The 21,728-nt window shown below is 69.7% G+C and carries 17 protein-coding genes and 1 pseudogene; 10 read left to right on the top strand and 8 right to left on the bottom strand.

Annotated elements, in window-relative coordinates; genetic code table 11:
* Positions 1-10 precede the first annotated feature (10 nt).
* The 6 genes and pseudogenes from rph to HUT06_RS45745 form a co-directional block, all read right to left on the bottom strand.
* On the bottom strand, positions 11-2,629 hold the full coding sequence (gene rph / locus HUT06_RS40650) for a rifamycin-inactivating phosphotransferase (protein ID WP_176200556.1): 2,619 nt from the start codon (positions 2,627-2,629) through the stop codon (positions 11-13).
* A 350-nt stretch (positions 2,630-2,979) separates the two neighbouring features.
* Complete coding sequence (locus tag HUT06_RS40645; RefSeq protein WP_176200555.1) at positions 2,980-3,390, bottom strand: DUF6069 family protein; 411 nt, start codon at positions 3,388-3,390, stop codon at positions 2,980-2,982.
* Complete coding sequence (locus HUT06_RS40640; RefSeq protein ID WP_254715652.1) at positions 3,387-3,926, bottom strand: TetR/AcrR family transcriptional regulator; 540 nt, start codon at positions 3,924-3,926, stop codon at positions 3,387-3,389. Before HUT06_RS40640 ends, HUT06_RS40645 begins: the two co-directional genes overlap by 4 nt.
* 238 nt (positions 3,927-4,164) lie before the next feature.
* Positions 4,165-4,623, bottom strand: a complete 459-nt coding sequence (locus HUT06_RS40635) for an SMI1/KNR4 family protein (RefSeq protein WP_176200553.1) — start codon at positions 4,621-4,623, stop codon at positions 4,165-4,167.
* A 154-nt stretch (positions 4,624-4,777) separates the two neighbouring features.
* Positions 4,778-5,086 (bottom strand): transposase, encoded by a 309-nt coding sequence (locus tag HUT06_RS44185; RefSeq protein ID WP_217711640.1) that lies wholly within the window; start codon positions 5,084-5,086, stop codon positions 4,778-4,780.
* A gap of 40 nt (positions 5,087-5,126) precedes the next feature.
* Positions 5,127-5,303, bottom strand: a pseudogene (locus tag HUT06_RS45745) (transposase); the annotation flags it as partial.
* Between the two features lie 445 nt (positions 5,304-5,748).
* On the opposite strand from HUT06_RS45745, the gene HUT06_RS40625 reads away from it, so the two are divergent.
* Positions 5,749-7,032: an HNH endonuclease signature motif containing protein gene (locus HUT06_RS40625; RefSeq protein ID WP_176200552.1), complete on the top strand. Its 1,284-nt coding sequence runs from the start codon at positions 5,749-5,751 to the stop codon at positions 7,030-7,032.
* Between the two features lie 783 nt (positions 7,033-7,815).
* Here HUT06_RS40625 and HUT06_RS45740 read toward each other — a convergent pair.
* On the bottom strand, positions 7,816-8,406 hold the full coding sequence (locus HUT06_RS45740) for a GAP family protein (protein ID WP_368407046.1): 591 nt from the start codon (positions 8,404-8,406) through the stop codon (positions 7,816-7,818).
* Positions 8,407-8,967: 561 nt separating this feature from the next.
* Between HUT06_RS45740 and HUT06_RS40615 the strand changes: the two genes are divergently transcribed.
* A complete protein-coding gene (locus HUT06_RS40615; RefSeq protein ID WP_217711639.1) occupies positions 8,968-10,401 on the top strand; it encodes an MFS transporter in 1,434 nt (477 codons plus the stop codon).
* 212 nt (positions 10,402-10,613) lie between these two features.
* Here HUT06_RS40615 and HUT06_RS40610 read toward each other — a convergent pair whose 3' ends face one another.
* Entirely contained in the window at positions 10,614-11,585 is a 972-nt protein-coding gene (locus HUT06_RS40610; protein ID WP_176200549.1) for an SDR family NAD(P)-dependent oxidoreductase, read from the bottom strand.
* Here HUT06_RS40610 and HUT06_RS45040 point away from each other — a divergent pair.
* The 8 genes from HUT06_RS45040 (at position 11,578) to HUT06_RS40570 (ending at position 21,618) form a co-directional block, all read left to right on the top strand.
* The gene (locus tag HUT06_RS45040; protein ID WP_368407010.1) at positions 11,578-12,639 is read left to right on the top strand and encodes a MerR family transcriptional regulator; all 1,062 of its coding nucleotides are present in this window, start codon (positions 11,578-11,580) and stop codon (positions 12,637-12,639) included. The genes HUT06_RS40610 and HUT06_RS45040 overlap by 8 nt on opposite strands.
* 119 nt (positions 12,640-12,758) lie before the next feature.
* A complete protein-coding gene (locus HUT06_RS40600; RefSeq protein ID WP_176200548.1) occupies positions 12,759-14,339 on the top strand; it encodes a dolichyl-phosphate-mannose--protein mannosyltransferase in 1,581 nt (526 codons plus the stop codon).
* A gap of 115 nt (positions 14,340-14,454) precedes the next feature.
* Entirely contained in the window at positions 14,455-15,771 is a 1,317-nt protein-coding gene (locus tag HUT06_RS40595; RefSeq protein WP_176200547.1) for a DUF6801 domain-containing protein, read from the top strand.
* A gap of 28 nt (positions 15,772-15,799) precedes the next feature.
* Positions 15,800-16,810, top strand: coding sequence for a cupin-like domain-containing protein (locus HUT06_RS40590; protein ID WP_176200546.1), 1,011 nt, complete (start codon positions 15,800-15,802; stop codon positions 16,808-16,810).
* Between the two features lie 420 nt (positions 16,811-17,230).
* The gene (locus tag HUT06_RS40585) at positions 17,231-18,574 is read left to right on the top strand and encodes a DUF6801 domain-containing protein (RefSeq protein ID WP_176200545.1); all 1,344 of its coding nucleotides are present in this window, start codon (positions 17,231-17,233) and stop codon (positions 18,572-18,574) included.
* A gap of 138 nt (positions 18,575-18,712) precedes the next feature.
* The gene (locus HUT06_RS40580) at positions 18,713-19,825 is read left to right on the top strand and encodes a DUF6801 domain-containing protein (protein ID WP_176200544.1); all 1,113 of its coding nucleotides are present in this window, start codon (positions 18,713-18,715) and stop codon (positions 19,823-19,825) included.
* A 9-nt stretch (positions 19,826-19,834) separates the two neighbouring features.
* Positions 19,835-21,088 (top strand): lipase family protein, encoded by a 1,254-nt coding sequence (locus HUT06_RS40575; RefSeq protein WP_176200543.1) that lies wholly within the window; start codon positions 19,835-19,837, stop codon positions 21,086-21,088.
* Between the two features lie 11 nt (positions 21,089-21,099).
* Entirely contained in the window at positions 21,100-21,618 is a 519-nt protein-coding gene (locus HUT06_RS40570; protein WP_176200542.1) for a hypothetical protein, read from the top strand.
* The last annotated feature ends 110 nt before the right edge of the window (positions 21,619-21,728 follow it).

Below are 21,728 nucleotides of genomic sequence, written 5' to 3'. Positions count from 1 at the left end.
GCGGCTGGGTTCAGCCGAGTACCTGGACGTACCCATTCGTCCCGTGGACACGGATACGCTGCCCGTCCTGGATCAGCCGGGTGGCCCGATCCACCCCCACGACGGCGGGCAGGCCGTACTCCCGTGCGATCACCGCGCCGTGCGTCATGAGGCCGCCCACCTCCGTCACCAGGCCGGCGGCCGTGACGAACAGCGGCGTCCAGCTGGGGTCGGTGTAGGCGGTGACGAGGATGTCGCCCGCTTCGAGGTCGGCCTGTGCCATGTCGAGGACGACGCGGGCACGGCCTTCGACGGTGCCCGCCGAAACTGGGAGGCCGACCAGCGCGCCGGGCGGGGCGTTGTCCGGCCGGTACCGGACGTTGACGGCCTCGCCGTCCGACGTGAGGACACGTGGCGGCGTGAGGGCCTCGTACGACCGGAACGCCCGCCGCCTTTCCGCAATCAGTTCAGCGTCGGCACGACCCGTTCGGACGACCTCCCGCAACTCCTGAAAGCGGAGGAAGAAGATGTCGTCCTTCTCGCGCAGAACCCCGGACTGGACGAGACGCTCGGCCTCCCGCAGCAGCGCCTGCTTGTAGGCGAAGTAACGGCTGACCGTGCCGAACTTGGGGTACTCGCGGTAGCCGGCGAAGGTGCGGACACGGTCGATCATCCGCTTGGTCTCCGCGGCCTTCCGCTCCCCGTCTTCGCCGAGGGCGCGCAACCGCGCCAGCAGCTCCTCTTCTTTCCGTTGCGCTTCCTCACACCCTTCGACGAAGCGCTGCTTTCCGGCGCCCGGCCCGAAGTTCTTGATGTTGCCGAGGAGGGCGGGGACGAGCATGGCGGGCTGCTCGCTCCAGCGCGTCCTGGTGATGTCGATCTCGCCCGCGCAGCGCATGCCGTACGCGTCGAGGTAGCCCTGGACGGCTTCCCGGGCCTCCCGTCCGCCGGGCAGGTCGGCCAGCTCATCCAGGAAGCGGTCGCCGTCCCGGCCTTCATCCGCGACGCGCTGGAGGAACGCCACGACGTCCGCGTGCGGCCGGATCGCGTCCGCGACATCGAGAAGCGCCAGCCCCATCTCCGACGTCACATTGTGGGGGACGGACAACGTCAGCGCGTCGGCCGCGTTCTTCTCGCCGAGCCACGCCTCCATCCGCTCATTGAGCCACCAGGCGGCCTCCATTCCCGCCATGATCGCCTGATGGCTGCGCGGGGCGAACAGGATGCGCTTCAGCTCCGTGACGTCGCCGAGGATGAAGTCGAGCAGCTCCGTCCCGGACAATTCCTCGATGTCGCGCCGCAGCGCGGCGACGGACTCCTCACTCTCCCGGATCAACTCCGTGACGACGCCCGGATCGGTCTCGATCGGGACGGGCGGACTTCCGCCAGGACGCCCCGTTTCGGTTCCCTCCTCCAAGACCGGGGGAAGAAAATCAGGACGGTCGAGGACGACCTGAAGCGCGTCCCGCATCAAGGGGTCGGCTTTCTCCGCGGTCTCCAGAAGGTTCGCGCGCGCTGCCGGCGCCGCCAGGATGGGGGCCACATCGACGAACAGCCGTCCACCCGCCTCGTGCATCGGCCGGGGCGTCGTCAATTGCCACACCGAGAGTCCCAGCGGCTTCATCGCGTCGGTCATCATCTGCTGATGGCCGACGGAGAGGTAGACGTGGTTCTCCCGATCACCGGCCTCGGGAATGGGAAACAATGTGGTGATCGGACGGCTCTGGACGATATGGAAGTCATCGCCGACCAGGCACCATTCGATGTCCTGGGGCCGCCCGAAGTGCGCCTCGATCGTGCGGCCCAGCCGCACCAGGTGAACGACCTGCGCGTCCGTCAACGCCGCCTGCCCCTGCCGCCGCGACTCGACCGGCACGTCCTCGGTACCGCCGCCCGGCGCCGCCTGGACGGACCGCGCCTTGCCGGCGACCGCCGAAGCGACCACCCGATCGTCCCGCACCGTGTAGACGTCCCCGGCAACGAGACCTGACACGAGCGCCTCACCGAGCCCGAACCCGGCCTCCACGGTGGCGACCTTCCGGTTCGAGGTCACAGGGTCGGCCGTGAACAGGACCCCGGCCGCGTCCGGAAAAACCATTCGCTGGACGACCACGGCCATCCGCACCTTCCGGTGGTCGAAGCCGTTGCGGCTCCGGTAGGCGACCGCCCGCTCGGTGAACAGCGAGGCCCAGCAGCGCCGGACGTGGTCGAGAACCGCGTCCGGGCCCATGACGTTCAGGTAGGAGTCCTGCTGCCCGGCGAAGGAGGCGGTGGGCAGGTCCTCGGCCGTGGCGCTGGAACGCACCGCATAGGCGCCCCGCTCCCCGAGCCGGTCAAGCGCCCTGCCGACCGCCGCCGCGAGATCGCCGGGCATCACGAGCTCCTCGATGGCCCGGCGCACATCGGCACTGAGGTCGCGGACCGCCGCGCCGTCGTCCGGATCCACGCGCGCCAACCGGTCGAGTCGAACGCCGACCGAAGGCGCCTCGGCCACGACCCGCTGAAAGGCGTCCACGGTGACGCAGAAGCCGCCCGGCACCCGCACCCCGTCGATCCGCGACAGCTCCCCGAGGTTCGCCCCCTTACCGCCGACGTCCCCGACATTCGTCGAGCCGACGTGCTCGAAACCCAGCACGTAAGCCAATTCCATCGCCCCCATCGTCCGTCGAGTGGCCCGCACCGACGGCAGTATGAGCCATTTTTTGATGCCTCATGAGGAACGAGTTTCTGATATAAAGTGAAACTGGGGGCAGAGCACAACGCTCCTCCGCAACCACCCCAGGCGCCCCCGCCGCCCTCGCAGAAGAGGGACGAGCTGTCCTCCTTCAGGCGCCTCGCAGCCCGCAACACGCGAGGGGGCCTGTTGAGCCTCAAACCGACCCACCAGGCACCACTCTTCAGCCCGATCTTGGTGGGCCCTGTGCCGACCAGTCGCCGTTAGCCGCCCAGCCGGTCTGCCCCCTCTGCTGCTGTTCGCGGCCTACTCGGTGCGGACGACGGTCACCCCCTAGCGGCACCGGCTCCCGCCTCGGGAGACCTGCCACCCAGCCCCAGGATCAGCACCGCCGCCACCGCCAGGTGCATCAGAGCGAGAGTGACCCGGGTGCCGCCGTCCATGCCGTCACCGGTGAGCGGCAGGAAGGACACGGCCAGTACGGCGCCGGCGACCCCGGTCCAGACGGCGCGGGCGCGCCGCGGCCCGAACCGCTCCAGGGTGGCCAGCAGTCCCCAGCCGGCAAGCGACGCGAGCAGTGCGACGGCCACCACGGGCACGGCGCTGATGTCGAGCGTCCGTTCGCCGTCGGCGATCCGGAGCCGGTGACCCAGCAGCGGGTCCGCGACCAGCCACACCAGGACGGGTGCCAGGACGGCCAGGGCCGTAACCCACAGGCGCCTTCTCCGCGCGCTCACTTGGCGCCCGCCGAGAGCGCCCCGTGCAGGAAGAACTCCGCCAGCTCCTGCGGAGTCAGGTCGGGCTCGTCCTCCGTCCGCGGCTGGGTGAAGAGCAGCCCGAAGAAGAGGGCCGCGATCTGCTCCGGCGGCCGGCGCAGGGCGGCCTTGTCGGGCTCCAGCAGCTCCGCGAGGGCCGCGCGGATACGGGCCGTCGACTCGTCGCGGCCCGCGCCGCGCACCGTGCCGGGGTGCTTGCCGCCGCGATGCCCCAGCGAGCCGAGGATCGCCCCCATCCTGGACATGTGCGCCTGCAGAGCCTCGGCCGCCTCCGCGAGCCGGTCGGGCAGCGGCTGGGCCAGGTCGATCGCGCCGAGTTCGCGGACCGCGTGCTCGGGAGAGAGCGCCTCGGCCACACAAGCCTGCAGCAGCTCTTCCTTGTCGGCGAACACCCGGAAGATCGTCCCCTCGCCGATGCCCGCGGCACGGGCGATCTTCGCGGTCGTCACCGCGGCCCCGTACTCGGTGATCAGCGGGATCGCGGTCCGGATGATCATTTCGCGCCGCTGCTCCGGTGACATGCCAGGCGCGCGACGGCGACCGCTCTGGTTCTTCTGAGGTGCTGTCATGACCGCAAGCGTACGGAGTGAGGACTCACTCCGTCAATGAGTGAGCCCTCACTCCGCACACCTTGCCGCGACCGCATGCCTGCGACAGCCCGTCACGATCCACGACCATGGCTGGAGTCTCAGGGCGTGTTCGAGAAGGATGACCGTCATCCCTTGGGGTGGTGATTCAGCCCGCTGGCTCCGACAGGTTCAGGGCCGCAACGAATGCCGGGAAGGTCGGCGCGACGACACGCCATCCTCTGGGCCACCGATTTCCCTGGTGGAGGTCGACCATCTCCTCGCCGAAGACGACCACCTGAGGGTCCTCCGCGTCTGGGCGATAGTCCAGCGCGATCGCGATGCAGTCGGAGTATCGGGCTCCGCCGATCAGGAGGGCACGGTCGATGTCGAGCCAAGGCAGCTCGACGGGTTCGGCCTGAGCGCTTCTCCGGGCCACCCAGAACATCCGTGCGAGTTCGTCGTCCTCAGTTTCGCGGGAGAGGCCTGCCGTTTCCTGCTCCATCTGGCCGATCGTCGTGAACAACTGCACCGGCTCGTCCCTCCAGGGCACGACCCTGTCGAGTGCCTGTTGGCCGGGGTGATGCCAACGTCCATCGTCCAGCATCTCCACCAGCAGGGCCGGCACCACAAATCCCCGAAGACGCATCGGCGATTGTGGTCTCGGATGGTCCACGAAGAGGAGCCTGCCATGCCGCCAGCCACCGCGGCCAGCGACGGGCTTCCACCCGTGTCAGGGCGACGAACTCACGACACTTCGATACGCGATGACGCGGCACTTGTTATTGGTGTGCAAAGGGGTGTGGGCCTTGGCGAACGGCGGGGCGTCCGCCGCGGGCCAAGCGGCGGGTCATGAGGCCGATGGCGGTCCGGCGGATCATCGCTTCGCTGGTAGCGGGATGGCGTTCGTAGTCGCGTGCCAGGCGCCGGTGTGCCGTCAGCCACGCGAGCGTTCGTTCGACCGCCCACTTGCGGGGCAGCACGGCGAAGCCCCTCGGGTCTGAGGGCTTGCGGACGATGTCGATCGTGGTGTGCAGACTCTGCGCGGCCCAGCCGACCAACCGTCCGGCGAACGCGGCGTCGGCGAACACGAACCGGCAGGTCAGGGCGGGCCAGGTACAGGCCCAGCAGCGCGCCCTTGGCGCCGTCACGGTCCTGCACGCTAGCGGCGGACACGGTCGCGGTGATCGGCAGGCCGAGGGTGTCGGTGACGATGAAGCGCTTGCGTCCCGGCACCTTCTTGCCCGCGCCGGGGTCGGCGTCGCGGCCCTCGCCCCGGCGGACCCGCTGCCGCAGCACGTCCAACATCCGCAGCGTGACCCCCTGCTCGTCCCACCGCATGAAGTACCAGTACACCGTCTGCCAGGGCGGGAAGTCGACGGGCAGCTGCCGCCCGCACAGCCGATCCGCACCACGTACAGCACCGCGTCCACGATCTCCGCGCCGCGATTGCCTCTATGGACGATCACCGCTGCCAGCCGGCAGCAGCGGTTCCCCCAGCGCCCACTCGTCATCGGTCAGGTCTGAGGGGTAACACGACGTCCGAGCCATCGCCACACCCTGCACGAACCAGCACACGACATCGCGTATACACACCAACCGAGATCAACTTCGCAAACACGCATTAGAAGGCCGAGGTGCCCCCCGGGCTCGAGTGGGGGAAATATCCCGCAATGCGACCAGACCCCAAGAAGGAGGCGAGTTATTTTGAAAACCGCTTTATGATCACGCGATCGTTCGATAATATTGAGTCATGTGTTCGAGTGAGATCGATGCAGCGTCGATGTCCACCAGCCAACTGGTGGACGCGGCAGCCTCGATCGCCGCCGAACTCGCCCGCCGCGAAGCGCCCACCTCCCCGGCCGCCTGCATGACCCACGCCGAGACCCTCGCCCGCGCCACCGACCAGCATGAGGCCACACTGGCCGCCCTGATTGGACGGGTCGACGCCTCCGGGGAGACACGCCGCTGGGGGCTGCCCTCCACACGGGCGTGGCTGCGCACCCGCCTGGGCATGCGCGAAGCCCGGGCCAAGGAACGCCTCCACCTTGCCCGCCAACGCCATCGCCTTCCAGAGGTCACCCGCCGGCTCGTCGAAGGCGTCCTGCCCTACGGCTACGCCAGCACCATCAGCGCCGCCGTCGCACGTCTGAACGACACAGACTGCACCGCCGCCGAACAGATCCTCCTCGACCTGATCGGCCAAGGTTTCTCCGCAGGCAAGGTCGCCGCCTTCGGCAACAGGATCACCGACCTCATCGCTGAACGCGACGGCACTCAGCAGCCACCCGACGCCGACACCCGCCGCGGGTACGACCACTCCTGGATCGACTCGACCCGCTCGCTGGACGGCGGCCGCTACATCAAGGGCTGGCTCACCGCCGAAGACGCCGCGATCTTCGACGGCACCCTCGCGCCCTTGGCCAAGCCCGCCGGAACCGACGACCACCGCGACCTGTCCGAACGAACCGCCGCCGCACTCACCACAGTCCTGTCGGGCGGCCACAAGGCCACCCGCGTCACCGTCATCTGCGACCTGGACACCCTCACCGGCGCCACCACCCCCGCGCGTCTCACCGACGGCACCCCGATCCCGGCCGCCCAGGCCCGCCGCATCGCGCTGAACGCCGGAGTCTCACCCCTCCTGCTCGGCGGCGGCAACACCCCGCTGTACCTGGGCCACCGGGTCCGGTTCGCCACCGCTCCCCAACGACAGGTCCTGGAAACCCTGTACGCCACCTGCGCCGTCGCGGGGTGCGAGGTGCCCGGGACGCTGTGCGAGGTCGACCACGTCCACGGCTGGGCCCTCGGCCGCAGCCCCACCGACATCGACAAGCTCGCCCTCACCTGCGGCTGGCACAACCGCTACAAACACACCCACCCTCATCACCTCCACATCACCAAAGCACCGGACGGCCGCTACACCTACCGCCTCCACCCACCCCGCACCGGCGCCGGCCCCGGTCGGGCCACAGGCCCACCACCCTGGGGCAACACACCGGCCAGCCACCCACCCCCAACCAGCCAAGCCGCATAACCACACGCCCCGGCCCGTCCCGGGCCGACCAACCAGTGCGGGCGGAGGCCCTCCACCCCGGCGCCCGCCACGCCCGCCACGCGTGCCGCCAGCCCCGCTGGCCCAACTGGCCCCATGCCCACCGCCATGGACCACCATCTCGTCCAGCCACCCACCCCCGACAAGCCAAGCCGCATGCCCAGGCCATCCCGGACCGACCAACCAACGCGGGCGGAGGCCCTCCAACCCGGCTGGCCGCCGCCCCGCTGGCCCCATCCCCGCTGGCCCCAGCCCCACCGCCGTGGACCACCACCCAGTCCAGCTACCCACCCCCGAGAAGCCGAGCCGCATGCCCGCACGTCCGCGGCTCTGGGCCGACCAACCAGTGCGGGTGGAGACCGTCCACCTCGGCTGGCCGTCCGCCCGGCTGGTCGCCCGCCCCGCTGGTCGCCCGCCCCGCTGGCCCCAGGCCCACCGCCGTGGACCACCATCCCGGTCAGTTATCCGCCCCCGATAAGCCGAATCGCATAACCGCACGCTCCCGGCCCGTCCCGGGCCGACCAACCAGTGCGGGTGGAGACCGTCCACAACGGCTGGTCGCCCGCCCCACTGACCCCAGGCCCACCGCCGTAGACCACCATCCCGGTCAGCTATCCACCCCCAACAAGCCGAGCCGCATAACCGCACGTCCGCGGCCCTGGGCCGACCAACCAGTAGGGGCGGAGGCCCTCGCCACCGGCTGGTCGTCCACCCCGGGGCCCGCCACGCGTGCCGCCCGCCCTACAGGCCTACCGCCGTGAACCACTATCCAGTCCAGCTGCCCACCCCCGATAGCCGAACCGCATAACCGCATGCCCCCTGCCCGTTCTGGACCGACCAACCAGTGAGGCGGAGGCCCTCGACACCGGTTGGGCGTCCGCCCGGCTGGCGGCCCGCCACGCTGGCCCGGGCCTTCAGGCTGCATGACGCCATGGTTATATCCACGCCCCAGCCCGTCCCGCCAACACGGGCCGGGCACCGAGCCGCTCTCCCCAGCCCGACCCCACCCGCCGCCCTGGCCCAGACTGCATCACCAGCAAGCCCAGGCCCGAGAGCATCGAAGACGGCCACACTGCACACTGCGATCACCACGAAGACGGCGACCGATACGGCCTGCCCACCGGCACTCAGCACTCCCCGGGCGATGGCGATGCCGACCGCCGCGCACCTCATCAGGTCCTCGGGATTGACAGCGGAGAACAGCAGGCCGAAGGAAGCCGCCTTGGCCGGAGTGAAGGTGTCGATGCCCTTTATCCACCGCACCCGGCGGCCCGCTCCAACAACCCGGACCGCAACCCCTCTACCCCGCCTGGCCGTCCCCCCGGCGCCCCCGCTGTCCGCCGCCGAAGTGTGGATCCGTAGCGCACATCACGCTCGACCTGACCTCCGCCGCATCCGAACGACCCTTCTCAGGAGTCGCTGCCAAGCGGTGGGCCCTTAACACGTAGCGCGTCCTTCGGTTCGGCGTCCGGGCGCCCGCACCGTGCCGTCCGCCGTCCGGCGTTCACTGCCGAAGTGTGGATTAGTAGTGCACATCACGCTCGACCTGGCCTCCGCCGCGTTCGATCGGCTTCGATTGGGAGTCGCTGTCAAGCGGTGGGCCCTTAACACCTAGCGCGTCCTTCGGTTCGGCGTCCGGGCCCGCACCGCGCCGCACCGCCCGCCGTTCACTGCCGAACTGTGGACCAGCAGCCACACCATGCTCGACCCGGCCCCACCGCATCCGACCGACCCTTCTCAGGAGTCGCCGCCAAGCGGCAGGCCCTTAACGCGTACCGCGTTCTTCAGCTCGGTGAGCAGGTGAGGGCGTGGACGTGCTTGCGGCCAGGGCCGCAGTGCAACCAGGTCGTCGCTGCTGGTGTTCCACCGGGGGGCTATGCGGCAAGTGCTTGGACGCGCCAGAGGAGGAAGCACTGCGTGAATCAGCGAGCGTCCCAAGAGGGGTGGGGAGCGCTGGGCCTGGTGCTCATGTTGTCCGCCCAATTCGTGATCATGCTGGACGCGTCGATTGTCACGGTCGCGCTGCCCGACATTCAGCGAGAGCTGGGCTTCTCCGCGTCGGGAGTGCAGGCGGTGGTCACGGCGTACAACACCGCCCTCGGGGGTGGGCTGATCCTGGGTGGCCGGGTCGGTGACCTGTTCGGCCGGCGCCGCATCTTCGTCATCGGGATGGCCGGATTCGCGGCGTCCTCGTTGCTGTGCGGTTTGGCGCTGAACGCGGTCATGCTGGTGGCCTGCCGGGTTCTGCAGGGATTGTCGGCGGCGGCCATCGCCCCCACCGCCCTCGCCTTGCTGACCACCTCGTTCCCCGAAGGGCCGGCACGAGCGAAGGCCATGAGCAAGTTCGGCGTCGCCACGGTGCTCGGGTTCATCGGCGGCCTGGTCCTCAGCGGCCCGCTGGTGGACTCGCTCGGCTGGCAGAGCGTCTTCTACGCCACGGTTCCGGTCGGAGCGATCATGGCTGTGCTCGCGCCGCGGTTCATCGCGCCCGCCGCCCCTCGGCGTCGCAGGCTCGACGTGCTGGGGGCGGGGCTGGTCACGTTCGGTGTCGCGCTGATCGTCGTCGCGCCGGCTCAAGGCAGCGCCAATGGTTGGACGTCGCCGCAGTGCGTCCTGCCCTTGGTCGCGGGCATCGCGGTGCTGGCGATCTTCCCGGCCGTGGAGCGCCGGCACCCGGAGCCGCTGGTGCGTCTGGGGTTGTTCCGGTCGAGGACGCTGCGAACGGCGAACGTTGTGTCATTGGCGTCCGGCATGATGTCGGGGGCCGGCTACCTCCTGGTCACCCTCTATCTCCAGGAGGTCAGGGGCTGCAGTCCGGTCCGGGCGGGGCTCATCGTTGCGCCTGTCGGTGTGCTGAACCTCGCGCTCGGCACGGTTCTGCCTCGGCTGATGACGCGCATCGGTCTACGGCTGTCGATCACCGGCGCGACCATGTCGGCCGGTCTGCTCCTCGCCGTCATCTCCACGCAGATGACGGCCTCGAAGAACCTCGTGGTCTTCGGACTCGTACTGCTCCCCTTCGGCATGGCGATGCTCGCCACCACGGTCAGTTCGACGCTCGCGGCGACCTCGGGAGTCGCCGGCGACGAGCAGGGACTGGCGGGCGGCATACGCCAGACCTCGTTCCAACTCGGCATCGCTCTCGGCGTGGCCACCCTGTTGTCACTGGCCGGTACCCGAACCACCGCCCTGGAGGCCGCGAACCCCGCCGCCGGCCACGCGCAGGCGCTCGCGTCCGGCTACCAACTCTCCCTCTACGTCCTCGCCGGGCTCGTGATCACGACGGGAGTGATCGCCTTCGTCCGCCTCCGCGAACCGACCCCCACCCCCGTCCCAGCACCGTCATCCTGACCGTGTCCCCATCTCGGCGTACGTTCGCTGCGTCGGCTGGACGGGGCGGAACCGGCCACTTCCGCAGGCGATCAACCACCGTGGAAGTCTGCCCAAGCATCAGATTGGAGTGAGTACCCTCCAGCGCCCGGCGCGACCGTGATCAGCCTGTGGCCGGGCCGTGCGCGCTGCCGCCACAGTGGTGGACCGCGTGGCATGCGCAGAGTGCGGGCTCATCGGATGATCGGCGTGGCGCCGGTCACGGCGAGGGACAGCGACCAGAGCCGGGCCGCCTCGTCAGGGTCGATGGCGTATGCGCGGACACCGCCGTCGTCCATGGGGGTGCCGGTGGCGGCGACGCGGGCGACGTCGCAGTCTTCCAGGTAGAGGCCGCCCCGGCCGTCGAGGAGCGGGGACGTGGCGGCCCACAGGCCGGTGGCGGCGCCCTGGGAAGGGCTCTTGAAACCGTCACCGATGACAGTGCCGTGCTCGTCCACCCAGCCGCGGTCGATCTGTGCCTGGAGTGTCATCTCTCGCTGGAGCCCGGTGATGATCTTCCCGGGGTGGAGGGCGAACGCCCGGACACCGTCGCCTTTCCCGACGGCGTCGAGGTGCACGGCGAACAGGGTGTTGGCGGTCTTGGCCTGGCCGTAGGCCAGCCACTTGTCGTAGCCGGTACGGAAGTGCGGATCGTGCCAGCGGATGCCGGTCAGGGCGTGTCCGGCCGAGCTGTTGACGACGACGCGCGCGCCGGCTGCGGCGACCAGGAGCGGATAGAGCGCGCAGGCAAGGGTGAAATGCCCGAAGTGGTTGGCGGTGAGCTGGCCTTCCCAGCCGGGCCCGACGCGCCGCTCCGGGGTGGCCATGACTCCGGCGACGGCCATCAAGAGGTCGAGGCGGTCGAGCCGGTCGCTGATACGCGCGGCGGCTGAGCGGACGCTGTCGATGTCGGCCAGGTCCATGGAGATGACCTCGCAGTTCTTCACCTCCTTCAGGGCGGCACGGGCGACGTCGGGGCGGCGGGCGGGAACGATGACCCGGGTCCCGGCGGCCGTCAGCGCCCGGGTGGTCGCCAGACCGAGCCCGGAGTAGCCCCCGGTGACCACGGCCGTCTTCCCGGAGAGATCGAGGCCGGCCAGGACGTCCTCGGCGGTGGTGGAGGCGGAGAAGGGCGAGCCGAGCGGCTGCTGATCAGTAATGGCCATGCCGCCGAAGCTACGATCTAGAGCGAGGTCTAGATCAAGTCCGGGGAGTGAGCGGCATGACGACCACCGAACCGCCGTGCAGTCGCTGAGCATCGGCGAGGTGTCCGAGCGGACCGGACTGAGCGTGCACGCCCTGCGCTTCTACGAGCGCGAAGGCCTGCTCGTCGGGCCGGTCCAGCGCACGGCGGGCGGCCGGCGGCGCTACACCTCCGCTGATGTCGAATGGCTGCAGATCTGCGTCAAGCTCCGCGAATCCGGCATGCCGCTCGCCGACCTCGAACACTTCGCCGAACTGGTACGCCGCGGACCGGGCAACGAGGCGGAACGGCTGCGACTGCTCGACGCCCATCGGCGGCGCGTCGAAGCGCAGATCCAGGCGCTGGAGGAATGCCGGTCACTCATCGCCTGGAAGGTCGGCGTCTACGCCGAGCACTCGCTCGCGGTGAGGCCGACGGGCTCTGGGACCCCACAACCTGAGACAAGCGTGGGCGTGATCAGCCGCGTCGTGTGTGCCGCGTCGGCAATGAGGCGACATGCCGTCGCATCGGCCTGCCGAGGCCACGTCCCGTTCTGGGCCGAGAACGCACCGACCACGACCGTGTCCTCCATCCGCGGGACGTCCTTCTGTCGTCGATCGGCCTCACCTCTCCGCGCCTGGTGCGACGAGCTGCGCCAATCGCGCGTTGCTCGTCCACCGTCCGTTGGGGAGGTTCGGCAGACGATTGGCCTCGCCTTCGAATCGATGCGCTCTGGATCACGGCCGGGGTGCGCGTGCTGGAGATCCGGCGAGGCGACCGGGTGTAGCGCAGCTTGCCTACCTGGCTGTGCTGGGCACCGAGGGTGGGCGCTCCGTGGGCAGCCATTTCATCCGCGTGGCCGTTGGCCGTGCTCGCCGGCCGGGGCGGCGGCGGGGTCGGCCGGGGTGTCGCCGCACGGCTGGCGGGTGGCGCGGGCGGTCTGGGCTGTGAAAAAGCGCGCAGTGCGAAACTCGGGGCGCGGAAAGTTTGTCATCGGTTCCCATAACGGGATTCGGGTTCCCGGAGCGGGGTGTTAGAAGGCTCACCAGGGTGAGTGCCCGGCCCTTTTTATTCGTCGCGGACTTGGTTCATTCGGTGGTTCGGCGTTCATTACGGTTCTTGATCCCCGCCCATGCCGCAGCGAAGGGGGAGTCCGTTGGCCGCCTCGGTCGCCGTGGAAGAAGCCGTCACCCGGACGGGCCGGTCGTCCGGGTGGCGGGCGCCGTCGTGGGGGTGGATCGGGCCGCTGCTCGTGTCGGCGTGCGCCGGGGTGCTGGTGTTCCATCGGCTCGGCTCCCCGCATGCGCTTGTGTGGGACGAGACCTACTACGCCAAGGACGCCTGGTCACTTCTGCACTACGGCGTCGAGCACAACTGGCGGGCCGGGACGGACGGCAACCCCGCCAACAGGTACTTTCTCGCCGGGCATCCGGTGGCGGGGCTTGCGGGTGGTGGGGAGTGGGCCGCGCATCCGCCGCTCGGCAAGTGGTTCATCGCGGCGGGCATGGCCGTCTTCGGCTCCGGCCCGTTCGGATATCGGTGTGCTGCGGCGGTGGCCGGTGTTCTGGCGGTGCTGTTGCTGGCGCGGATCGCTCGGAGAATGACCGGTTCAACCGTTCTCGGGTGCGCGGCCGGGCTGCTGCTTGCGCTGGACGGTTCGTGGCTGGTGTTGAGCCGGGTCTCGATGCTCGACATCTTCCTGTTGGTGTGGGTGCTTGCCGGGTTCGGGTGCCTGCTCATCGATCGGGATAGGACGCGGGCCGCGTTGGCCGCTGGTGCGGGTGACGCGTTCGTCTGGCACGGGTGGCGTCTGGCTGCTGGTGTTTGTTTCGGGCTCGGGTGTGCGACGAAATGGTCCGGCGTCTACGCGATGCTCTTCTTCTGGGTGCTCGTCCTCGTCTGGGACCGGAATGCTCGGAAGGACGCGGGGGCCGAGAAGTCCTGGCGTTGCGTGCTCAAGTTCGATTTTCCGATGTCGGTGCTCCAGGTTTGGTTCGCTGCTGGCGTCGTATATGCCGCTAGTTGGTGGGGCTGGTTCGTTTCGGGGACGAGCCTGCAGAAGAGCCTGTTCGGCCAGATCGTGCCGGGATTCCAGCGGAACTGGGCCGAGCAGCATCCGAGCGGTATCTGGCCGGAGTTCCTGGACCCGATCCGGTCGCTGTGGCACTACCACGCGATGACCCTGGATTTTCATAGCGGTGTCACGGGGGCGAACCCGGGGCAGTCCTGGCCGTGGCAATGGCCTGTCCTGGGGCATCCGGCCGCCATGTGGCGCACGGAGGTGCCGCAGGGGCGGGACGGGTGCCACGCCGCCAAGTGCGTCAGTGAGATCGCCCATCTCGGTACGCCCGCGATCTGGTGGTTCTCCATCGTCGCCGTGCTCGCCATGGTGTTCGTCTCCATCTATGCCGGCGACTGGCGGGCCGTTGCCGTCGTGGGCGGCTACCTGGCGGGATGGCTGCCCTGGTTCCCGGCCGCGTTCGACGACCGGACGATGTACTCCACGTACGCGCTGCCGATGCTGCCGTTCGCGATTCTCGCGATCGTGCTGCTCTATGACGCCGTCGCGGTGGCGGTCCGCGAACGACCGGTGCCACGTGCGCTGGTCGGCGCTGCCGGCGTCGGCTATCTGGTGGTCGTCGCGGTGAATCTGCTGTATCTGCTTCCGATTCTCACGGCCGAGGCCATTCCGGAGGCCGATCGGCTGGCGCGTTTGTGGCTTCCCGGCTGGACGTGACCCGAATGAGCGCTCCACATGAACCCCGCAGCCTGACGAGAGGTGATCGACGATGAGGATCCGGGACCGCCGCTGGGCGCTCGGCGCCGCGGCCGCCGCCGGGCTCGGTGCGATCGTGACCGGTGTGCTGCCGGGTGGCGCGGCGCGGGCGCAGGAGGCCGATGCCGCTCTGTCCTACGCCTGCACCTTTCCGTCCGGGACGGTGGAGTCGGTCGGTGTTCGGCTGCGGACGACGTTCCCCGACGGCGGAGTGGTCGGTGAGCCCGTCCAGCCGGGCAAGGTCACGGCGACGGTGACGATTCCGAAGGCGGCGCTCGGCGATGTCAGCGCGCTGGGTGGCGCCGCGGTCGCCGGAACTGTCGGGGTCGGGGTGGCCGCTGCGCAGGGCGGTAAGGCGACCGCGGTCGAGTGGGCGGGCCTCGCTACGCCGCCTACCCCGGTGCCGGAGGACGCCGATCTGGTGCTCGCCGCGTCCGGGGACGTTCCGCCGGTGACCCCTGCGGGGGCAGGTGACCTCGCGTTCACGGCGGGGGAGCTTACGTTGACGCTTGCGTCGCGTGGTGCCGGTGGCGAGGCGCCGCAGGATGCTGAACCGCCTCTTGCGGTCGCCTGCGAACCGGCCGGAGATGATCGGGAAATTGCCACTGTGCCGGTGGCGGCGGGGACGCAGCCGGGCACCGCGGAGCCGGCGGCGCCGGTCGCGCCCAAGGCGGGGCAGAAAGCCGCTGCGGCTCCCGGTGGCACGCCGGCCGAATGCGGGAAGTATGCCGGGCCGACGGACGACTGGTATCCCGGCTGCACCTACCTCTCCGGATTCTCCAATGTGAAGAAGCTCAACGGCGCGACGATCCTGAACGATCCGAAGGCCGAGCGTCCGGCGCTGACCAACCTGGTCTATTCGCTCACCGATACGGGCGCGTCCGTCCGGCAGAAGTTCGTCGCGCCGCTGCGGTCGAGGTCGACCTTCCTCACGTTCGGATTCATGCCGACGACCGCGACGATGGAGATGACGCAGCGTCCCGTGAAACCCGGCGCGGACTACGGGACGTTCGAAGCGGTCAGCGACATGCAGACGGGAATCCAGTCCGTCAGCGCGCACATGCGGATGTCGATCCGCCTCTACGACGTCGAGGTCGACGAAACCCCGCTGGACGTCGGGCCCCGCTGCCGCACCGTGCGCGACGTGGACATCACGCTCAAGGGCCAGATGCCCAACATCCTCCAGGGCGGAATCCTCGAAGGGACCTTCACCATCCCGCCGTTCTCGGGATGCGGCGCCCGCGAGGACCTCGACCGGCTGTTCAGCGGAACGGTCGCCGGCCCCGGCAACCTGCTGCGCGTCACCCTCGGCTCCACCTGCATCCCGGACGCCGACATCAGCTGCCCGCCCGCCCTTCCCGCGCCGTCCCGCACCGCCGCCCCGAAGGGGTGACATCCGTCCGCGAAAGAGGAGGAACGCCATGACGACGACACATCCGAAGGAGCAATGGCGTCGCTGGATCGCCGAGAACCTGCTGCTCGGCAATCCGCCGGAGGTGATCCGTGCGGCGCTCGTCAAGAACGAGTTCACCGAGGAGGAGGCCGCGCGTGAGGTGGCGGGCGCGCTCGACAGCCCGTACGTGCAGGGCGCGTCCCGCATCGCCAACCGGCTCCGCAAGCGCGAATGGACGCTGACCGTCTACGGCCGGCTCGCCCGGATGCGCGCGAACGGCGGTGGGATCGAGCGCCGGGAGCGATTGTCGCGGGACGAGTTCTTCGAGGAGTACTACTTCCAGAACCGCCCGGTCATCATCACCGGAATGCTCAAGTCGTGGGCCGCCTGCGCCAAGTGGGACTTCGACTACCTCCGCGCGACGTGCGGCGGCAACGAGGTCGAGGTGCAGTTCGGACGCGAGTCCGACGAGAACTACGAGATCAACGGGTCGCAGCACAAGAAGCTCATGCCGTTCCGCGATTACCTCGACATGGTCGAGGCCGCCGGGACGACGAACGACTTCTACATGACGGCCAACAACACGTCCCGCAACCAGCAGGCCCTGGACGTCCTGTGGGACGACATCGACCCCATCTCCGAATACCTCGACGGAGATCCGCGGGGACGCAGTTTCTTCTGGCTCGGCCCGGCCGGCACGAAGACGCCCTACCACCACGACCTCACCAACAACTTCATGGCCCAGGTGATGGGCCGCAAGAAGATCAAGATGGTGCCGCTGCACGACACCGCGTACGTCTACAACACCGTGCACTGCTATTCGGAGGTCGACGCGAGCGCGGTCGACTACGAGCGGTTCCCGGCGATGCGGAAGGCGCAGGTGCTGGAGTGCACGCTCGCGCCCGGCGAGCTGCTGTTCATCCCGATCGGCTGGTGGCACTACGTCGAGGGCCTGGACGCCACGATCACGATGAGCTTCACCAACTTCCTGCGCTACAACGACTTCGCGTCCGACTACACCACGTACAAGCACCTCTGAGCGGGGGCGGGGGCGGGGGCGCCGCCGAAAGCCGCCGAAAGCCGGTGGAACCCGGTGGAACCCGGTCAGTGCCTGGTGGCGCCGGATAATAATCGTCCGGTGATAATTTCTCGGTGATTGTGTCGGGGCGTGGGCAAGGCGTGCTCAACGGGCGCGCGAATGTATACGAAAACGCGCATTATTCGGCCCTCGGAAAAGCCTTGAATCGGTGAGTGCCAACGCTTCCGATTTTGTCAGTCGGCCGTAAAGACAGTGCTCTGGGGAGTCGATAGCTTTCCGGCCTGAAGTGCACGACAGCTGCTCGAAATCTCCCCGAAGCACACGAAGGATTCGCGGAGGTGACCCGAATCCCGGGGGATCGCACGATCCGGTAGCGCCGCGCCAGGCGCGCCCGGTCTCGTCCAGACGAAAGGCAGGACGTTGGAAGCCAAGCTCAGCAAGCGCAGAAGGGCCGGGGCCAAGGGCCTCGCCGCCGCGGCCGTCGGCGGTCTCGGCCTCTCCATGCTCGGCGTGCTGGCCGCCGGCCCCGCGATGGCGGAACCGGTCAACCAGTCGATCAACTACCACTGCGTCTTCCCGCTGATCGGCAACCAGCCGCTCACGGTGGACGTCGAGTCCGACATCCCCAAGCAGATCCCGGTCGGCGAGCTGACGCCCGCGTTCCACATCAAGGCGACCGCGCACATCACCGGCACGATCACCAACGGGCTGCGCGCCGTGAAGGCCACCACCCTGGAGGGCACGGCCACGGCGGACGCGGTGCTGTCGGTGCCCGAGTCGCCGGAGCTGCCGGTGGCGGTCGACGTCGTCATCCCGCCGGTCGACATCCCGCAGCAGGCGGGCGCGACCTGGGACCTGGTCGCCGAGGGCGACGCCCCGCAGCTGGTCTTCAGCGAGGCCGGCCCCGGCGAGATCTTCGTCGAGAACATGCTGCAGCGCATCAACCCGAAGAAGGCCGACGGCAGCGAGGTCTGGGCGGGCGGCAAGGACGTCCAGTGCACGAAGGACCCGGGCCAGGACGACCCGTTCGCCACCTTCGAGATCACCAACGGGACGCCCACGCCGACCCCCACCCCGACGCCCACCCCCACTCCCACGCCGACCCCCACCCCCACGCCGACCCCCACCCCGCCCACCCCCACGCCGACTCCTCCCACCCCCACGCCCACCCCTCCCACCCCGACCCCGACTCCGCCCACCCCGACCCCCACGCCTCCGACCCCCACCCCCACGCCTCCCACCGGTGGCGGTGAGCACTACGACTTCACCATCGCCGGTGAGACGTTCGTGAAGGGCCCGAACGGCAAGGCGCCGCTGACGGGCACCGTCGGCGCCGACCTGAACCTCGACACGGGCGAGGTCACCGCGGACCTGCAGCTCGACCCGACCAAGGGCAACTTCCAGATCCTCGGCTTCCTGCCGGTGACCGCCGACATCGGGCTGAACTCGCAGGGCAAGACGACCGGCCTCTACAAGGACGGGCAGCTGACGACCAACACCAAGGTCATCACCAAGCTGTCGTCGTTCAAGGCGTTCGGCGCGATCCCGCTGGGTGGCGGCGAGCAGTGCCAGACGAAGGAGCCGTCGGACGTCCAGTTGCAGTCGGCCGCGGGCGAGTTCTTCGACCCGGGTGCCGGCGGCAAGATCAGCGGCACGTACTCGCTGTCCGACATCGAGAACTGCGGACCGCTGACCGGCATCCTCAGCCTCTTCACCGCCGGCGACGGCAACACCATCGACCTGACCCTCACGCCCAAGGCGTGACGGCGGTGATGAGCTGACGGCCCAGCAAGAAGGAAGACGGCCCCCGCCGTACCGGGTGCGGCGGGGGCCCGTCCGTATGGAGCCCCGTCCCCATGGAGCCCCGTCCCGTATCGAGCCCGTCCCCATCGAGGTCGACACGTGAGAAGCAGAAACAGAATCGCCGCCGCGCTGGCCGTCGCCGCGCTCGTCGCAGCGTGCGTCGGTGCCGTTCCGGCCGCCGCCGCGGCCGGGCCCGCCACGCTCGGCCTGGACTACCACTGCACGTTCCCCCTGCTCGGCCCGCAGCCCGTGCACGTGGACCTCACCGCGACCGTGCCCGACCGCGTCGAGGTCGGCGAGGTGATGCCGGGGATCGTCGTCGACTCGGTGTCGGCGGTGAACGCCGAGTCCGCGCGCGGCCTCACCGCGCTGGACGCGACGACGCTCGAAGGGCACGCGCTCGCGGACGCGATGCTGACCGTCCCCGAGATGCCGGACGGCCTGCCCGTCGAGGTCGACTCCGCCCTGGAGAAGACATCGATCCCCGCGTCCGGCGGCTTCAGCGTGAAGGGTCGCGGCCAGGCGCCCGACCTGACGTTCACCCAGCCGGGCCCCGGCAAGGTCACCGTGGGGAATCTCGTCCTGACGCTGACCCCTCGGACGGACGACGGCGGCGAATCCGGTCTCGGCACCTTCGAGTCGGAGTGCACGCAGGATCCGGGGCAGAACAACGTCCTCGCCAGCTTCACCATCGGTGACACGACCGAACCCGCCCACCACACGTACTCGCTGAAGGGTTCGTCCACCCTCAAGTCGGGCGGCGCGACCGTCCCGCTGACCGGCGCCCTGAACGCCGAGGTCAACGGCACCGATGTCACCACGGGCCTCACGCTCGCCCCGTCCAAGACCCAGTTCCAGCTTCTCGGCTTCCTGCCGACGACGGCCGACGTCGCCTTCGCCGCGCAGAGCGAACCCGGCACCTACAAGGACGGCGTGCTCACCGCCAAGGCGAAGGTGGCGGCGAGCTTCCCGGCGTTCAGCGTCTTCGGTGCGATCCCGATCGGGGGCGGCGAGAACTGCCGCACCTCCGCGCCGTCCGACATGGCCCTGACCTCCGCCACTGGGTTCGACCTGCGGCAGGGCGGCGACCTCAAGGGCGCCTACGCGCTCTCTCCGCTCGCCGACTGCGGCGCCCTGACCGGCCTCCTCAGCTCCGCCGTCACGGGCCCGGACAACCCGATCGCCCTGACCCTCACCCCCGACGACGAGTAGGAGCCCACGATGCTGAGTCGCGATAGCCGCCGGCGTGGGGTGTGCGTCGCCGTCGCCTGCCTGCTGCTGGCCTGCGGGATGAGCGCCGGCCCGGCGCAGGCGGCGTTGCCGGGGGCAACACCGGCTGCCAGACCGGTTGCCGCGCAGGCCGCCCCGGTCGCCCCGGCCGGGGACGCGTTCTACACGCCGCCGTCGCCGCTGCCGGACGGGAAGCCGGGCGACGTCATCCGGGTCCGGCCCGCGAAGGCGGGACCGCCGACCGCGCGGGCGCTGGCCGACGCGTGGCAGGTCATGTACCTGTCGACGAACGCGCTGGGCAAGCCCGTCGCGGTGACCGGCATGGTGCTCGTGCCGAAGAGGGCGGACCCGGCGACCGCCCCGATCGTGGGGTTCGGGCCCGGCACCAGCGGCCCCGCGTTCCGCTGCGCGCCGTCCCGGTTCATCGACCAGGGCGCCTTCTACGAGCAGGCCGCGCTGAACGAGATGCTCGCGAAGGGCTACGCGGTCGCCGTCACCGACTACGAGGGCTACCACGAGGACCCGGCGACGACGTACATCGTCGGCTCGATCGGCAACGCGGTGATCGACGCGGTGCGGGCGGCGCAGCGGCTGCCCGAGGCGAAGCTGTCGGCGGACGCGAAGGTCGCGTTCCGCGGGTACTCGCAGGGCGGCGCCGCGGCGATGTGGGCGGGGCAGAAGCAGCCCGCGTACGCGCCCGAGCTGAAGCTCGCGGGGGTCGTCGGCGGCGGTGTCCCGTCCGACCTCGCGGCCGTCGGCCTGCCGCTGGAGGGGACGGACCCGTTCGGCTTCCTGCTCTACGAGATCGTCGGCCTCGACCACGCCTACCCCGAGCTGGACCTGGACTCCTACCTCAACGACGCCGGCCGCGCCATGGCGGACGGCCTCGAAGGCGGCGCCTGCACGCTGGAGCTGCTGCTCGGCTACCAGGGCAAGACGATCACCGACTACTTCACCACCAGCCCGTTCGCGAACGAGGCATGGCTGAACCGGGTCGCGGAGAACCAGCTCGGCACCGGACCCGTCACGGTCCCCGTCTTCCAGTACCACTCCACGGCGGACGAGATCGTCGCGTTCGGTCAGGCGAGAGAACTGCGCGACGCCTATTGCCGGCTCGGCGTCCCGGTCACCTGGAGGACCTGGGACGCGATCAGCCACATCACGCTCGTCTACCGCGGCAACAAGGATGCGATGTCGTTCCTCGCGGACCGCTTCGCCGGAAAGGCCGCCACGTCCAACTGCTGAAGGAGAAGCCAATGGTTCGGCGAATCATCGTCCCGGTGGCGCTGGCCTCCGCGATGGCCGTTTCCGCGGCCGGCTGCGGATCGGAGAAGAAGGACCCGCCCGAGGTCGCCTGGGCGGGCAAGGCGTGCGCGGTCCTGGCGCAGGGCGCGCCGCTGCGGGTGCCGAAGCTCGACGGCACGGACGTGCTGAAGTCCAAGGCGTCGCTGGTGAAGCTGCTCGACGGCATCTCCACGCGTATGCGGACGCTGGAGACGGGTCTGTCCGGGCTCGGCGCCCCGCCGGTCGACAACGGCGAGGCGGTCCTGGCGGGTGCCATGCGCAACCTGACCAGCACGCATTCGACGGTGACCACGGCGTCCCGGCGGCTGGAGCGGGCGAAGGTCACCGACAGGAAGTCCTACCGGCAGGCGGTCGGCCAGATCGGGCGGGCGTTCAGCCGCTACAGCGCCTACCAGGGACCGGAACAGGACTTCCGCAAGGACCCGAAGCTGAACGCGGCCTTCGCGAAAGCACCCGGCTGCGCGAAGTGAATCGACCGGCGCGCAACAATTCAAGCGATGCTCGGAAAAGCTGTCACTCGGTAATAGAAAACGAACGGCATGGGCTGACGCCTTGCCGTCCGAATTGACCGGCCAGTAGT

The sequence above is a fragment of the Actinomadura sp. NAK00032 genome, assembly GCF_013364275.1.
Classification (GTDB): Bacteria; Actinomycetota; Actinomycetes; order Streptosporangiales; family Streptosporangiaceae; genus Spirillospora.
The sequence above is the reverse complement of the archived record's forward strand: the minus strand, read 5'-3'. Positions and strand labels throughout refer to the sequence as shown.

Excerpts from the sequence above, each read along its gene's own strand:
- HUT06_RS40575 (WP_176200543.1), top strand. The coding sequence starts at position 19,835 with ATGCTGAGTCGCGATAGCCGCCGGCGTGGGGTGTGCGTCGCCGTCGCC.
- HUT06_RS40590 (WP_176200546.1), top strand. The coding sequence starts at position 15,800 with ATGACGACGACACATCCGAAGGAGCAATGGCGTCGCTGGATCGCCGAG.
- HUT06_RS40640 (WP_254715652.1), bottom strand. The coding sequence starts at position 3,926 with ATGATCATCCGGACCGCGATCCCGCTGATCACCGAGTACGGGGCCGCG.
- HUT06_RS40625 (WP_176200552.1), top strand. The coding sequence starts at position 5,749 with ATGTGTTCGAGTGAGATCGATGCAGCGTCGATGTCCACCAGCCAACTG.
- HUT06_RS40610 (WP_176200549.1), bottom strand. The coding sequence starts at position 11,585 with ATGGCCATTACTGATCAGCAGCCGCTCGGCTCGCCCTTCTCCGCCTCC.
- rph (WP_176200556.1), bottom strand. The coding sequence starts at position 2,629 with ATGGAATTGGCTTACGTGCTGGGTTTCGAGCACGTCGGCTCGACGAAT.
- HUT06_RS40570 (WP_176200542.1), top strand. The coding sequence starts at position 21,100 with ATGGTTCGGCGAATCATCGTCCCGGTGGCGCTGGCCTCCGCGATGGCC.
- HUT06_RS45040 (WP_368407010.1), top strand. The coding sequence starts at position 11,578 with ATGGCCATGCCGCCGAAGCTACGATCTAGAGCGAGGTCTAGATCAAGT.